This window comes from Spongiactinospora gelatinilytica, assembly GCF_003236385.1.
Taxonomy (GTDB): Bacteria; Actinomycetota; Actinomycetes; order Streptosporangiales; family Streptosporangiaceae; genus Spongiactinospora; species Spongiactinospora gelatinilytica.
Map to the genome: position 1 here is coordinate 22,097 of NZ_POUA01000031.1, position 12,897 is coordinate 34,993.

Here is a 12,897-nt window from a genome sequence, read left to right on the forward strand (position 1 = left end):
TTCGCTCGTAGTGGTTCAGCCCTTGGTCGCCCCGGCGGTCAGCCCGCCCACGACGAACCGTTGCAGGAAGAGGAACGCCAGGAAGATCGGCAGGGCGACGACCGCCGAGACGGCCATCACGTCGTTCCAGCGGGTGCCGAAGGCGTTGGTCAGCCCGGCCAGTACCACGCTGACCGGCTGCATCTCCTCCCGCGTGGTCAGCGACAGCGCGAACACGAACTCCCCCCAGGCCCCCAGGAAGCTCACCACCGCCACGGTCACCATCCCCGGCACCGACACCGGCAGCGCGACCCGCCAGAACGCCGACCAGTGGCCGCAGCCGTCCACCCGCGCGGCCTCCACCACCTCCCCGGGCACGGTGAGGAAGTAGGGGCGCAGCACGGTCACCGCCAGCGGCAGCGCCAGCGAGCAGTTGGCCAGCACCAGCCCGGCATAGGTGTTGACCATGTCCAGGCGGCTGAAGATCACGAACATCGGCAGGGCCACGTTGATCGCCGGGATCATCTGCGCGACCAGGAAGAGCAGCAGGACGGCGTTGGCGAACCGGATGCGGAAGCGGGCCAGGCCGTAGGCGGCGGGCAGCGCGAGGGCCAGTGTCACCAGCGTGGTGGCCAGGCCGATGATCGTGCTGTTGGCCAGCCCGCGCAGCACCCCGGGACTGCCCAGGACGCTGCCGGTGTACGCGCCCAGGGTGGCGGGCGCGGGAAGCAACCGGGGCGGCGTGGCGAAGATGTCGCCCGGCTCCTTCAGCGAGGTGACCACCATCCAGTAGACCGGGACGAGGTACGCCCCCGCCACCACGACCCCCAGCACCGTGCTCAGCCAGGCCCGCGACCCCTTCACGCGACCTCCTCCCTGCGCAGCGCGCGGAAGTAGAACAGGCTCAGCGCCAGCGGGATCAGCAGCATGATCGTGGTGGCCGCGGCCCCGGTGCCGAACCGGAAGAACGAGAACGCCTCCAGGTAGGCGTGGATGGGCAGGATCGTGGTGGCGTCGCCGGGGCCGCCCCTGGTCATCAGGTAGATCGTGTCGAAGGTCTTGAACGTGGTGACGAAGAGCAGCAGCAGTACCGTCACGCTGACCGGGCGCAGCAGGGGCAGCGTGATCCGCGAGAACCGCTGCCAGGGCCCGGCCCCGTCGATGGTGGCCGCCTCGTGCACCGGGCCGGGGATGCTCTGCAGCCCGGCCAGCAGCAGGATCATCGCGAACGGCGCGGTGGACCACACCGTGGCCACGATGACCGACGCCAGCGCGGTGGCCGGCTGCACCAGCCAGAACACGTCGGCGTCGAGCAGTCCGAGCCCGCGCAGCGCGGCGTTGAGCAGGCCGTAGGTGCCGTCCAGCAGCCAGCGCCAGATGTTGGCGCTGACGACGGAGGGCAGCACCCAGGCCACCAGCAGCGCCGAGCGCAGCAGGCCGCGGCCGGGGAACCTGTGGTTGAGGAACACCGCGAGCGCGAGCCCGGCGGCGAACGACAGCGCCACGCTGACCACGGTGTAGACCATGGAGGTCCACAGCGCGGAGCGGAACTCCGCGCCGCCCAGCTCGGCCCGGTAGTTGGCCAGGCCGGCGAACTCGCCGCCGCCGGCCACGATCTCCCTGAGCCCGACGTCGCGAAAGCTCAGGTCGACGGTGAAGGCCAGCGGGTAGAGCACCGTCGCCACCATGAACAGCACGGCGGGCAGCACGAACGCATAGGCCACCGGCGGCACGCTCGGCCGCCCTGCCCGGGCGCGGGAGGGCTTCACCGGGTCAGCGCCTCGTCGATCTTCCGCTGGGCGTCGGCGAGGGCCCGCTCCACCGGTACCGAGCCGCTGACCGCGGCCTGGAGCGCCCCCTGGATGTGGGTGAACACCTCGGTCGAGTTGCGGGCCAGCGCGCCGGTCGGGGCCCAGGCCGAGCGGAGTTGTTCACGGAACACCGCGCGGATCTCGTCGCCGTCGTCGGGGACGTCGGTCCTGGCGGGCAGCTTGTTCCGCGCGGGGAGGTACTCGGCGAGCACGTCGGGCCGCTGCATCCAGGTCAGCAGGTCCCAGGCGGCGTCCGGGCGCGCGCTGCCGGAGGTGATCGTCAGGTTCTCGGCGGCGAGGAAGGTGGTCCGCCGGGCGTCGCCGGGCAGCAGCGCCACGTCCCACTTCAGGTCGGGGTTCTCAGTGCGGAGCGTGCTCACGTAGGTGGCCGAGTTGATCATCATGGCCGCCCGGCCGTTGGCGAACTGGTTCTTGACGTCCTCCTCGTTCCAGCCGAGCATCCCCTTGGAGACGGCCCCGCGGTCCACCATGACCTTGAGGTGGCGGAGGGCCGCCCGGCCCTGCGGGGTGTCCACCTTCGCCGGGTCGCCGCCCGCCGCGAGCAGCCGGATGACGAGCGCGGTGGCCCCTTCCTCGCCCTCGATCCCGCTGATGGCCAGGCCCTGCCGGCCGTCGCGGGCCAGTTTCCGGGCCGTCTCGCCCAGTTCGGCCCAGGTCTTGGGCGGTTCGGTCCCGGCCCGGCGGAAGATGTCGGTGTTGTAGTAGATCGCGTAGCTGTCGGCGACGTGGGGCAGGCCGTACGTCTTGCCGCCGACCTGGGTGGTGTTCCAGCTCGCCGGCAGGAAGCCGGCCTGCTTCCCCCAGGCGGTGACCCGCGGGGTGAGGTCCGAGATGATGCCTGCCTCGGCCATGGCCTGCGTCGCGGTGGCCCCGATCAGCGCGACATCCGGCAGCTCGCGCCCGGCCGCCGCCTGGAGCAGCGTGCGGTTGAACTCCCCGAACGGGATGTGCCTGACCTCGACCGTCACGCCGGGGTGGGCCCGCTCGTACTTCTCGATCAGCTTGACCAGCGGGCCTCCGGTGGCGCTGTCCGGCGGGCCGTAGAAGTGCCAGAAGCGGAGCGCGCCCGGCCCGTCTCCGCCGTCGCCGCCGCCGCAGCCGGTCAGGGACGCGGCGAGCACCACCAGCAGCGCCGCCCACCGAGCAGGTCCGACCCTCCGCATCGCCCCTCCAGCGTGTGTCGTGGGTCACACGGTTCGGACCATAGGTAAGACATCTGACGTCGTCAACGCTATGGCGGAGAGTCGCGATTATGGGTCGCCCCGGATCCTTGTTATGTTGCGAGGCTTGCCCGCGGAAAGGAGATCATCGATGACATCGGCCCAGAGCGGCGCCGAGCCCGCGTACACCAGCGACGCGGACGTCCAGAAGTACCGGCTCGGGCCGGTCCGGCCGCACAACGCGCCCGTCCGCCTCGCCGAGTACGACCCGCGCTGGCCCGAGTTGTTCGCCAGGGAGGCCGAGCGGGTCCGCTCGGTGCTCGGCGGCACCGCCCTGCGCGTGGAGCACGTCGGCTCCACCTCGGTGCCGGGCCTGTGCGCCAAGCCGGTCATCGACATGCTGCTGGTCGTACCGGACTCCGCCGACGAGTCCGCCTATGTCCCGCCTCTGGAGGCGGCCGGGTACCGGCTGTGGATCCGCGAGGCCGAATGGCTGGAGCACCGGCTCCTCAAGGGACCGGACACCGACATCAACATGCACGTGTTCAGCGAAGGGGTCGCCGAGACCGACCGGATGCTGAGGTTCCGTGACCGGTTGCGCGCCGACGAGGCCGACCGGAACAAGTACGCGGACGCCAAACGCGAGCTGGCCCGGCGTATCTGGCGGCACGTGCAGCACTACGCCGACGCCAAGACCTCGGTCGTCCAGGACATCATGGAACGCGCGGACCCGGCCCCCTGACCTGGCCGCGCGGTGCTCGCCCCGCCGGGGAGCCCCCAGCGACCTGGAGGGCTCCCCGTACGGCGGGGCCGGTCAGCGCTCCAGTCGTCCGGTTTTGATATCGGCGATGAAACGCCGGAAATGTCGCTCGCCGAGCAGCAGTACGGGGCCGTCGGGATCCTTGCTGTCCCGTACTGCCACGATTCCGCCGTTCAGCACGGCGGTCTCCACACAATCTCCGCCCGCGTTGCTGTGGCTGGACTTGCGCCATGCGGCGGCTCTCAGTTCTTCGGGTGTCACTGTGATCATGTCCATGATCGATCCTTCTGGCGGCTGTCAGCCGGCCGCGCTCTTCGCGAAGCCGGTCAGGAGAACATGCGTCTCTTCGCGGCTGAGGGATGCCTCGTGCAGGTCGCGATAAACGCAGTTGTAGCTCTCGACCTGGGTGGCGTCTTCCAGGAACAGGCTGTTGCGTCGATACTCGATGTAGACGACGTCGGGGTCGGGCGGCGCGAAACCGAGCAGCACGAAACCTCCGTCGATGCCGGTGTGCATCCCCGCGGAGAACGGCAGGATGCGCAGGTCCACGTTGGGTAGTTCGGCGAGCTCGGTCAGCCGGGTGAGCTGGCCCCGGCTGGTCTCCGGGTCGGCGCGCAGACGGTGCAGGCACGCCTCGTTGATGATGAACGAGAGGTCCTGGGACTCGTTGCCGACCAGCCGTTCCTGCCGGGCGAGCCGGAAGTCGATCATGCGCTCGATGTCGTTCGATCCGGACGTGGGATATTGGCTGATGAGCAGTCTGCGGTAGTAGTCGGCGGTCTGCAGCAACCCGGGGATGAGTTCGACGGTGTAGGAACGCAGCCGGGTCGCCTCGGCCTCCAGGCCGATTCTGACCTGAAACCATTCGGGAATGGCGTCGCCATAAGAATGCCACCAACCGCGTTGCCGGGATTGGCGGGCGAGGGTCATCAACTCCTCGCGTTGGTCCGTCGGGACGTGGTAGATGTCCAGCAGCACCCGTAGGTCGTTCAGCCGGATACCTTGACGCCCGGATTCGACGCGGCTCATCCATGATTGCGCCAGACCTACCTGCTGGGCAACGTATTCTGACGTCAGGCCGGACTCTTTTCTAAGTCTGCGAAGCTCGGCGGCCAACCGCCTGCGCCGCACCGTCGGACTGGTGTCGGCCATGATTCACCTCACACTATGGAGTCGTTGCCCCGAGCATTCCGTAAATCAAACTACGGACAAAATTGGATAATCCCCCGAGCATACCGTGTTCCACTACTTCTGGTATGCATCTTCGGAATGCACGGTATCACAGACAATGAGGGCGCTTCTTCCCTTCCCGGCAATGCGCGCGTATCACCCTTTCTATTACAAAGCGTGCATTTCTTAGCGAACAGGAGATTTCTGGCCAGGCCGCCATGATCACGGGTGGCCGGAGCCGGTCACGCTTGGTGCTCCCGTTCGCCTTGACGGTCACTGAGGGTGAGAGGAGGATTTCACGCGTGATCGACGGCACGTGGCACCAGCTCACCATCCACGATCCCCGCGACGTGTGCGAGGGCGACGTCGTGCGCCGCGCCGTACAGGATTACCTGAGCCCGGAGCGGCTGATCGACCTCGGCGACTGGCTGGTCATGGAGCCCGCCTACATCTGCGGCAACTACATCGGAGTGGACGCCGAGGGCCGGGCCTACGACGTCGCGGCCATCCACCGGCACTGCCGGTCGCTGGCCACCGAGCGCGACGAGTGGGTCGCCTTCCCGATGGACCGGCCGGTGGCGGTCAGGCGCAGGAGCGGCACGTGTCCGGCTACGCCAGAGTGAAGGCGAACGTCTTGGCCGCGCCCACGTCCATCGCGGCGGACTTGGCGAGCACGTAGCCGTCCCCGCCGTCGTACCACCCGCTGCCCGCCGTCTCGAAGGCGTCCCTGGTGGCGTGCCGGGGGAGCGGCGCGCCGTTCAGGCTCACGGCGGAGGCGCGCCCGGCCAGCTCGACCACGTTGGGCCGGGCCGGCACGGCGCCCGGGTGGTCGCCCTCGGCCGGGCCGACCACGACCGTGGCGGTGGACCCCGTCACCTGCTGGCGCAGCGCGGTGGTGCGGACCTCGCCCCGCTGGTAGCCGGTGGTCGTGCCGTCGTCTTCGTACAGGGTGAACTCCGAGGCCGTCGCGCCGGGATAGACCCTGACGATCAGCTCGTCCCTGCGGGTGCCGTCGGTGCGCCTGCCGAAGACGTTCATGGTCGCCTCGTCCACCGCCATCTTCGGGATGATCGCCCCGGCCCTGGCGTACGCCGGCAGCCGGAACTCCCCGTCCACCCACAGCGGCCGGCGGCCCGTCCACTGCCCGGCGCTCTCCGTCCGCGCGCCGGAGTAGTAGTCGTACCAGACGCCCGCCGGAAGGTAGACGTCGCGCTCCCGCTCGCCGCGCCCGGCCACCACGCCGACCAGCAGGCCACGGCCGATCAGCTTCTCATGGCCCAGCTCCCGCACATTGGGGTCGTCCTGGTGGTGGTAGACCAGCGGCGGCACCAGCGGCTCCCCGGTGCGGTGCGCCCGGTGCGCCAGCGAGTAGTAGTAGGGCGTCAGCTCATAGCGCCGCCGCAGGTTGGCGAGGTTACTCGCGGTGTGGCCGACCCGGTCGGGGGAGGTCTGGAAGCAGTTGCAGAGGTTCTCCGTGTGCGGGCGGATCGGCACCTCGAACCACGCGGCGTCGGCGAACCACTGGGTGTAGAGCTCGGACAGGTCGGAGTCGAGCATCTCGCGGCGGAAGCCGCCGATGTCGGAGCCGAAGTAGTCGATCCCGGACATCGACATGTGCATCTGGGCGTTCTGCTGGTCGGCCAGCGCGGTCAGCCGGGAGCCGATGTCGGCCGACCACATCGCCACGCCGTACCGCTGGATGCCGGCCGCGCCCGAGCGGGTCAGCAGGAACGGCCGGCGCGGCTCGGCCGCATACCCCCTGGCCACGCTCGCCGCCCACGCCAGGTTGTAGAGGTTGTGGTAACCGGCGTGGGCGTGCTCGCCCGGCAGCAACCCGGCGGTCCAGTCGCCCGCGTCGTAGATCTCCGGCTCGCCGAGGTCCAGCCAGTGGCCGAGGACGCCCTGGTCGATCAGCGGCTTGCGCTTGACGGCGTGCCAGTGGTCGCCTGCCGCGCCGAGCGTCCAGTCGATCATGCCGCCCCTGCCCCACCAGTCCTTGTCGTCCTGGGCCAGGTAGACCGGCGGGCAGGTGGCGCAGCCGGCCCTAACCAGGAAGCCGCGCCCGGCCAGGTCGGCGTGCTCGGGCAGCGCCCTGCCGACGTAGGACTCCTCGATCGGGATCAGCCCGACGCCCTGCTCGGCCTCGTACCGGGCGATGCGCCCGGCCGGGTCGGGGAACTTCGTCAGGTCCCAGGTCAGCGAGCCCATCCGGGTGTCGTCGGCGCCCTCGCGCACCCCGCCGAACCACTGCAGGTCCAGTACGAACCCGTCCACCGGGAACCGCGCGGCGCGCAGGCCGTTCAGCCGGTCGTCGACCTCCGCCCAGTCGTCGAACCCGTACTCCGACACCCACATGCCGAACGCCTTGCGCGGCGGCACCGGCGGCCGGCCGGTCAGCTCCATGTAGTCGCGCCGCAGGTCGGGAAGGTCGGGGCCGGTCATGATGTACCAGCGGAGTCGATCGCCCGAGGTCTCGACGGTCCACGGGTCGCCGGTGAGGTCCCACTGCTGCCTGTGGGCCTGGTCCAGGAACATCCCGTAGTTGAGGCCCGCCGCGCCCACCGCGAACAGCACCGGGATCTGCGCGTTGCCGACCGACCCGTTGTCGGGGTCGAAGACCATGGCGTTGCCGTACGGCCCGCCCGGCGTGCGGACGCGGCCCACCCAGTCGCCGTCGGCGGTGCCGCCGCGCGGGAACTGCTCGCCCAGGCCGTAGGCGTGCTGGACGCCGCCCCTGGTGATGGTCAGCCCCTTCCATGGCTGGTCGAGGTTGCGCGGGCACGCCTGGTGCAGCAGGCGCCCGGCCGCGTCGTGGACCGTGACGCACAGCGACGCGGGCGCGACCTCGACCCGCAGGCCCGGCGTGGTGAACGTGTCGCCGTTCCTGGCGAAGTCGCTCGGCCCCGGATAGCCGGTCTCGGCGACCTGCGGGGTGACGAACAGCGGCGCGTCGGTGCCCGGACCCGGCCCGGCCGCCGACAGCTCGAAGTGCACCAGGTCGTCGTCGAGGAACTCGACGATCAGATAGGCCCCGCCGGAGACGAACCCGGCCCGCCGGACGGCGGAGGCCGAGGTCTCGGGGGCGAGCGCGAACAGCCCGCCGGCCAGCAGCACCAGCGCCGCCACCGCGCGCTTCATGTCCGCCTCACCGGCAGCACACCCCCACTGTACGCGGGCAGAACGGCACGCGCCCCCTTCGCGTCCTCACCCGGCCCTCGCCATCCGCCGGGCCGCCAGCAGCAGGGCCAGCAGCCCCACGACCGCCGTCACGGCCAGTTCGCGGACCGCCGCCGGCTGCCCCGCGGTCATGGACGCCCGGCCGTTCAGGTAGGGCGCGATGGTCTGCCGCAGCGGGTCGATCACGTACGTGAGCGGGTTGGCCAGCGCCAGGCCGGCGAGCCAGGACGGCAGGCCGGACACCGGGAACAGCGCCCCGGACAGGAAGATCATCGGGGTGATCGTGAACCCGAGCACGGCGTGCAGGGTCTGCCGCCGGCCGACCGACACCGCCAGCAGCGTGACCAGCGTGGTCAAGGTGAACGCGATGAGCGTCAGCTCCGCCGCCAGCGTCGCCAGCAGCGCCGGGTCGTAGGGCAGCCGGGCCACCCCCGCCAGCGCCAGCACCAGCGCACCCTGGCAGGCGGCGACCGTCGTGCCGCCCGCGCACCGCCCGGCCAGCAGGCTGGCCCGGTGTACCGGGGCGACCAGCATCTCGCGCAGGAAGCCGGTCTCCCTGTCGATGGCGATGGACACCCCCGTGGCGACGGCCGGCAGGTAGACCGTCATCACCAGCACGCCGGGGAACAGGTAGGTGCGGTAGTCGCCGACCGGCGGGGCGTCCGGGATGAGCGAGCCGAGCCCGGTGCCCAGCACCACCAGGTAGATCAGCGGCTGGGAGAGGACCAGCGCCACCTGGGCGGGGTTGCGCAGGCAGCGCAGGATCTCCCGCCGCCAGACCACCCCGGCGGCCCTCGTCTCCCACAGCATCCGCCGCCGCGCTCCGGCGCGGCCGATCCAGATCATGCCGGGGACCCTCCCATTCTCTGGCCGGTGTAGTGCAGGAAGACCTCGTCCATCCCCGGCCGCCTGACCTCGACCGACAGCACGGGGACGCGCAACTCGGCGCACAGCCGCGGGATCGCCGCGGCCGCACCGGGGAGCCGCAGGTGCAGGCCGTCCGGGCCGCGGGTGGCCGACACGCCCATCCGCTGCGCCAGCAACATCGCGGCGGTGCGGTCGTCGGCGGTCCGCAGGTGCACCCGGTCGGTGCCGAGCGCCGCGCGCAGCGCCGCGGGCGAGTCGTGGGCGAGCAGCCGGCCGCCGTCGATGATGCCGACGTGGTCGCAGTGGTCGGCCTCCTCCAGGTAGTGGGTGGTCAGGAACATGGTGAGGGCCCTGTGCTGGCGGAGCTGGAGCAGGTGCTCCCAGACCTGGGCGCGGGCGGCCGGGTCGAGCCCGCGGGTGGGCTCGTCCAGGAACAGCACCTGCGGGGAGGTGAGCAGCCCGCGGGCGATGGCCAGGCGGCGTCTGCCGCCGCCCGACAGGGCCCGCGCCCGGATGTCGCGCTCGTCGTACAGGCCGAGCAGGTCGAGCGCCTCGTCCATGCGGCGGCGGGTCTCGTGCCTGCCCATGCCGTGCAGCGCGGCGTGGAAGCGCAGGTGCTCGGCGACGGTGAGGTCGCCGTCGCACGCCGAGTCCTGGAGGACCAGGCCGATGCGCCGCCTGACCTCCACCGGGTCGGCGAGGACGTCGACCCCCGCCACCCGCGCCTGGCCCGCGGTCGGGCGCAGCAGCGTGCACAGCATGGCCATGGTGGTGGACTTGCCCGCCCCGTTGGGGCCGACGAACGCGAACAGCTCGCCGGCCTCCACGCTGAGATCGATCCCGGCCACGGCGGGCACGCCCCGGTAGGACTTGGCCAGCGCCCGGGTGTAGACGGCGGGCGAGGCCCCCCAGGGCGCGTTGCGCCGGTGCAGGCCGGTCCGGCGGTGGTGGGTGGTGTCGGGTGCCATCACGCCCCCGGCCGGGCGTGGTCGGTCGGGCCCTTCATGGGGCCGGTGGCGGCGCGGGCGCGCAGGTCACGGGCGGCATCAGCGTCCTCCGATCGCCATCGCGGACAGCCGCTCCCGCCCCGACAGCGAGCGCAGCCAGATCTCGCAGGCGAGGGTCCGCGACAGCGGGGCGACGGCGTGCAGCGGCGGCCGTGGCCCGGTGAGGGCGGCCCGCAGGGCCGCGGGGTCGATCAGCCCGAGCCGGGCGAGCAGCGAGGAGGAGAACAGGTCCATCAACTCCGTGCGGTGCCGGCGCAGCCCCGCGTAGAACTCGGCCGCGGGCCCGCTGCGCGGCGGGCGGCCGAGGAAGGGCCGCGGCACCAGCCCGTCCATCGCGGCGGCGAGCAGCGGCTTGCGCAGCCCGGGCGCGCCGCGTTCGTGCGGCCGTACCGACAGCGCCGCCTCGATCACGGGGTCGTCCAGGTAGGGCGCGGCGTAGGGCAGCCCGAGGCGGACGGTGGCCTGCTCGACCTGCCGGAGCCCGGCGCCCGCCGTACGCGCCTGGAGCAGGGCCGCGTGCTGGGCCCGGCGCCGGCACAGCGGCGGCGGCTCGTCGTCGGCGATCCCGGACAGTACGCCACGGGCCGCCTGGACCGCCTGCCCGGTGGCCCACACGGGCATCCGCGGCGGCGTGCCCCAGGTCAGCGCGAGCGCGCCACCGGACGCGGGCTCGCTGCTCAGGCCGCCCGCGCACTCCGCCAGCCACGCGGCGTGCGAGTCGCGCTCGGCCAGTTCCCGCAGCGCCCGCCACCACGGCATGCGGTGGGCGCGCAGGTGCGCGAGCGCGGTCAGCGGCCGGCGCCGGACGAGATCGTGCAGATAGGACGGCTGGACCGAGAACAACTCGTCGCCGCCCACCCCCGTCAGGTGCAGGTAGGAGCCGGCCGCGATCAGCCGGTCGGTCACGTAGGCGATCCGCGCGGTGTCACGCACCCAGCCGGAGGGCTCCTCCAGGGCCTGCCGGGGCTCGGTCAGCCCGCCGAACCACGGCGGGACGTCGTCGCGCTCGGCCGTGAGGTGCCTGGCGTTGGGCAGCGCCGCGGCGGCCCGGCGCGCCCACACCGTGTCGCCCGCCCCGCTGGGGCCGGTGTCGGCGCCCTGGCGGTGGATGGTCACCAGGCGGCCCGAGCCGCGCCCGGCCAGGAAGCACAGAGCGGTGGAGTCGAGCCCGCCGGACAGGTCGGCGCTGATCGTGTCGCCGTAGTGGGAACCGCCCTTGGCGCAGGAGCCGACCGCCGCGACCAGCGCGTCGCGCACCGCCTCCGCGCCCTCGGCCAGCGGCAGCGCCGGCTCCGGCGGACTCCACCAGCGGCGCAGCGTCGCCGTGCCGTCCGGCTCCAGGATCAGGCAGTGGTCGGGCGGCACCCCGGTGACGCCGCGCCACACCCCCGCCTGCTGGAGCGGCCAGGCCGCGCAGTACGGCAGCAGCCGCGCGGCGAGGACGCCCTCGTCGACCGGCGCGCCGGTCACCGTGGCCAGCACGTCGGAGCGGCTGGCCGCCACCGTCACGCCCGCCACCCGGGCCTGGAATATCCGGCGCACCGCCGAGGCGCTGCCCCGGGCTCGCACCCTGCCGCCGACCGCGGCGATCAGGTGGAAGCTGCCGGGCAGCCCCGCGACCACGCGTTCCACCTCGTTCAGATCACGTATCCGGTCCAGCCGCCGCGCCAGGTCGGCGGTGGTGACCGGGCATCGCCCGAGCACCGCCACCTGCGCCGAGCCCGCGCGGGCGTGGCGGATCTGATCACACGGCCACTCGCCGACCAGCCACGGACGGCCGGACGCGTGATCGATCACACCGCTCGCCCACGGGCGCAGCGCCCCTGCCGCGGCGGCCCCGGCCGCCCCGTCGGGAAGGACGGCGAACCACGGCTCCCCTCGCACCGCTGTTCCCCCGCCCGTCAGGCTTGGAGATCGGGAAACCGGGACTGCCGGGCAGGCCGGATATCTGTCGCGCTCATGGGACCGCGCTCCTTTCCGCGATAGACCTTCGGTCACCCGCCATGTTCTACCCATCAGGAAGTGGTCACCATAAGTATCCGAAGGGTTACGCTCCGCGAACAATCTTGGTATGCATCCCTGGGCGCGCCGGATATCGACAGCGGCCCCCGACTCGGGGTCGGCTCAAAGTGAGACCCACTCCGCGGTGGGCCAGGTCTCCTGTCGCCACGCGCTGTCCCAGAACATCCACTCGTACTCGGTGGCCCGGCAGAAGGCGTGGACCATCTGCTCGCGGGTCTCCGGGCCGGCCGCCGCGGCCAGCCGGTCGGTGATCTCCTTGGCCTGGGTGACCGACTCGGCGAACGCCGGGTCGGCGTAGGTGGAGATCCAGGCGCGGTAGGGGTGGTCGGCGGCGCCGGCGGTACGCTCGAGCAGCGCCGCGCCCACGTCCTGGTAGACCCAGAAGCAGGGGAGGACCGCCGCCGCGAGCACCGGGTAGGGCGCCGACAGCGCGGTGGCCTGCAAGTACGACGAGTAGCCGAGACAGGTCGGCGAGGTCGCGATCCCGGACAGGTCGTCCGGGCTCAGGCCGTACTCCTCGACGTAACCGGCGTGCAGCGACGCCTCCGCGGTCAGCGCGGTGTTCGCGCTCTGCGCGTAGAAGGCCGCCTCGCCGACGTCGCCGGCGCGCGTGGAGGCGGTGGCCAACGCCTTGGAGAACGCCTCCAGATAGCGGGCGTCCTGGACGATGTAGAACGCGAACTTGTCGCGGTCGAGCGTGCCCGCGCCCAGCGCGGTGTTGAACGGGTGCTCGTGGATGGCCCGCACCAGCTTCGCGGTGCGCTGCCAGACCTCAGTGCAGAACGAACCCTCACCCACGGTGACGTCCCTTCGCTAGTCCGAACTAGAGCAGGTTCTACGGGTGTGATCTCAGCCCGGCGCGCCGGGCTGAGATCACACCCGTAGAACCTGCTCTAGTTCGGACTAGCGAAGGGACGTCACCG

The 12,897-nt window shown here is 71.9% G+C and carries 12 protein-coding genes; 2 read left to right on the plus strand and 10 right to left on the minus strand.

Annotated elements, in window-relative coordinates; all coding sequences use genetic code 11:
* Window positions 1-15: 15 nt before the first annotated feature.
* From C1I98_RS06610 to C1I98_RS06620, 3 genes are read right to left on the minus strand one after another with little or no spacing between them, the layout of a single operon-like run.
* A complete protein-coding gene (locus tag C1I98_RS06610) occupies window positions 16-843 on the minus strand; it encodes a carbohydrate ABC transporter permease (RefSeq protein WP_199536761.1) in 828 nt (275 codons plus the stop codon).
* Window positions 840-1,748, minus strand: coding sequence for a carbohydrate ABC transporter permease (locus C1I98_RS06615; protein WP_146607313.1), 909 nt, complete (start codon window positions 1,746-1,748; stop codon window positions 840-842). The genes C1I98_RS06610 and C1I98_RS06615 overlap by 4 nt, the downstream gene beginning before the upstream one ends.
* The gene (locus C1I98_RS06620) at window positions 1,745-2,974 is read right to left on the minus strand and encodes an ABC transporter substrate-binding protein (protein WP_111166178.1); all 1,230 of its coding nucleotides are present in this window, start codon (window positions 2,972-2,974) and stop codon (window positions 1,745-1,747) included. The genes C1I98_RS06615 and C1I98_RS06620 overlap by 4 nt, the downstream gene beginning before the upstream one ends.
* Window positions 2,975-3,122: 148 nt before the next feature.
* On the opposite strand from C1I98_RS06620, the gene C1I98_RS06625 reads away from it, so the two are divergent.
* Window positions 3,123-3,713, plus strand: coding sequence for a GrpB family protein (locus C1I98_RS06625; RefSeq protein WP_111166179.1), 591 nt, complete (start codon window positions 3,123-3,125; stop codon window positions 3,711-3,713).
* 72 nt (window positions 3,714-3,785) lie between these two features.
* On the opposite strand, the gene C1I98_RS06630 is transcribed toward C1I98_RS06625, so the two are convergent.
* Window positions 3,786-4,007: a DUF397 domain-containing protein gene (locus C1I98_RS06630; RefSeq protein WP_199536762.1), complete on the minus strand. Its 222-nt coding sequence runs from the start codon at window positions 4,005-4,007 to the stop codon at window positions 3,786-3,788.
* A gap of 21 nt (window positions 4,008-4,028) precedes the next feature.
* Entirely contained in the window at window positions 4,029-4,883 is an 855-nt protein-coding gene (locus tag C1I98_RS06635; RefSeq protein WP_111166180.1) for a helix-turn-helix domain-containing protein, read from the minus strand.
* Window positions 4,884-5,203: 320 nt separating this feature from the next.
* On the opposite strand from C1I98_RS06635, the gene C1I98_RS06640 reads away from it, so the two are divergent.
* A complete protein-coding gene (locus C1I98_RS06640; protein WP_111166181.1) occupies window positions 5,204-5,524 on the plus strand; it encodes a hypothetical protein in 321 nt (106 codons plus the stop codon).
* Here C1I98_RS06640 and C1I98_RS06645 read toward each other — a convergent pair.
* From C1I98_RS06645 to tenA, 5 genes are all read right to left on the minus strand, one after another.
* Window positions 5,511-8,039, minus strand: coding sequence for a glycoside hydrolase family 31 protein (locus C1I98_RS06645; RefSeq protein WP_111166182.1), 2,529 nt, complete (start codon window positions 8,037-8,039; stop codon window positions 5,511-5,513). The genes C1I98_RS06640 and C1I98_RS06645 overlap by 14 nt on opposite strands.
* 66 nt (window positions 8,040-8,105) lie before the next feature.
* A complete protein-coding gene (locus tag C1I98_RS06650) occupies window positions 8,106-8,924 on the minus strand; it encodes an ABC transporter permease (RefSeq protein ID WP_111166183.1) in 819 nt (272 codons plus the stop codon).
* Window positions 8,921-9,913: an ABC transporter ATP-binding protein gene (locus C1I98_RS06655; RefSeq protein WP_111166184.1), complete on the minus strand. Its 993-nt coding sequence runs from the start codon at window positions 9,911-9,913 to the stop codon at window positions 8,921-8,923. Before C1I98_RS06655 ends, C1I98_RS06650 begins: the two co-directional genes overlap by 4 nt.
* A 78-nt stretch (window positions 9,914-9,991) precedes the next feature.
* Window positions 9,992-11,836 (minus strand): asparagine synthase-related protein, encoded by a 1,845-nt coding sequence (locus C1I98_RS06660; RefSeq protein ID WP_158557939.1) that lies wholly within the window; start codon window positions 11,834-11,836, stop codon window positions 9,992-9,994.
* A 240-nt stretch (window positions 11,837-12,076) separates the two neighbouring features.
* Window positions 12,077-12,772 carry a thiaminase II gene (gene tenA, locus C1I98_RS06665; RefSeq protein WP_111166186.1) on the minus strand — a complete coding sequence of 232 codons (696 nt, stop codon included), beginning with the start codon at window positions 12,770-12,772 and terminating at the stop codon, window positions 12,077-12,079.
* Window positions 12,773-12,897: the final 125 nt, after the last annotated feature.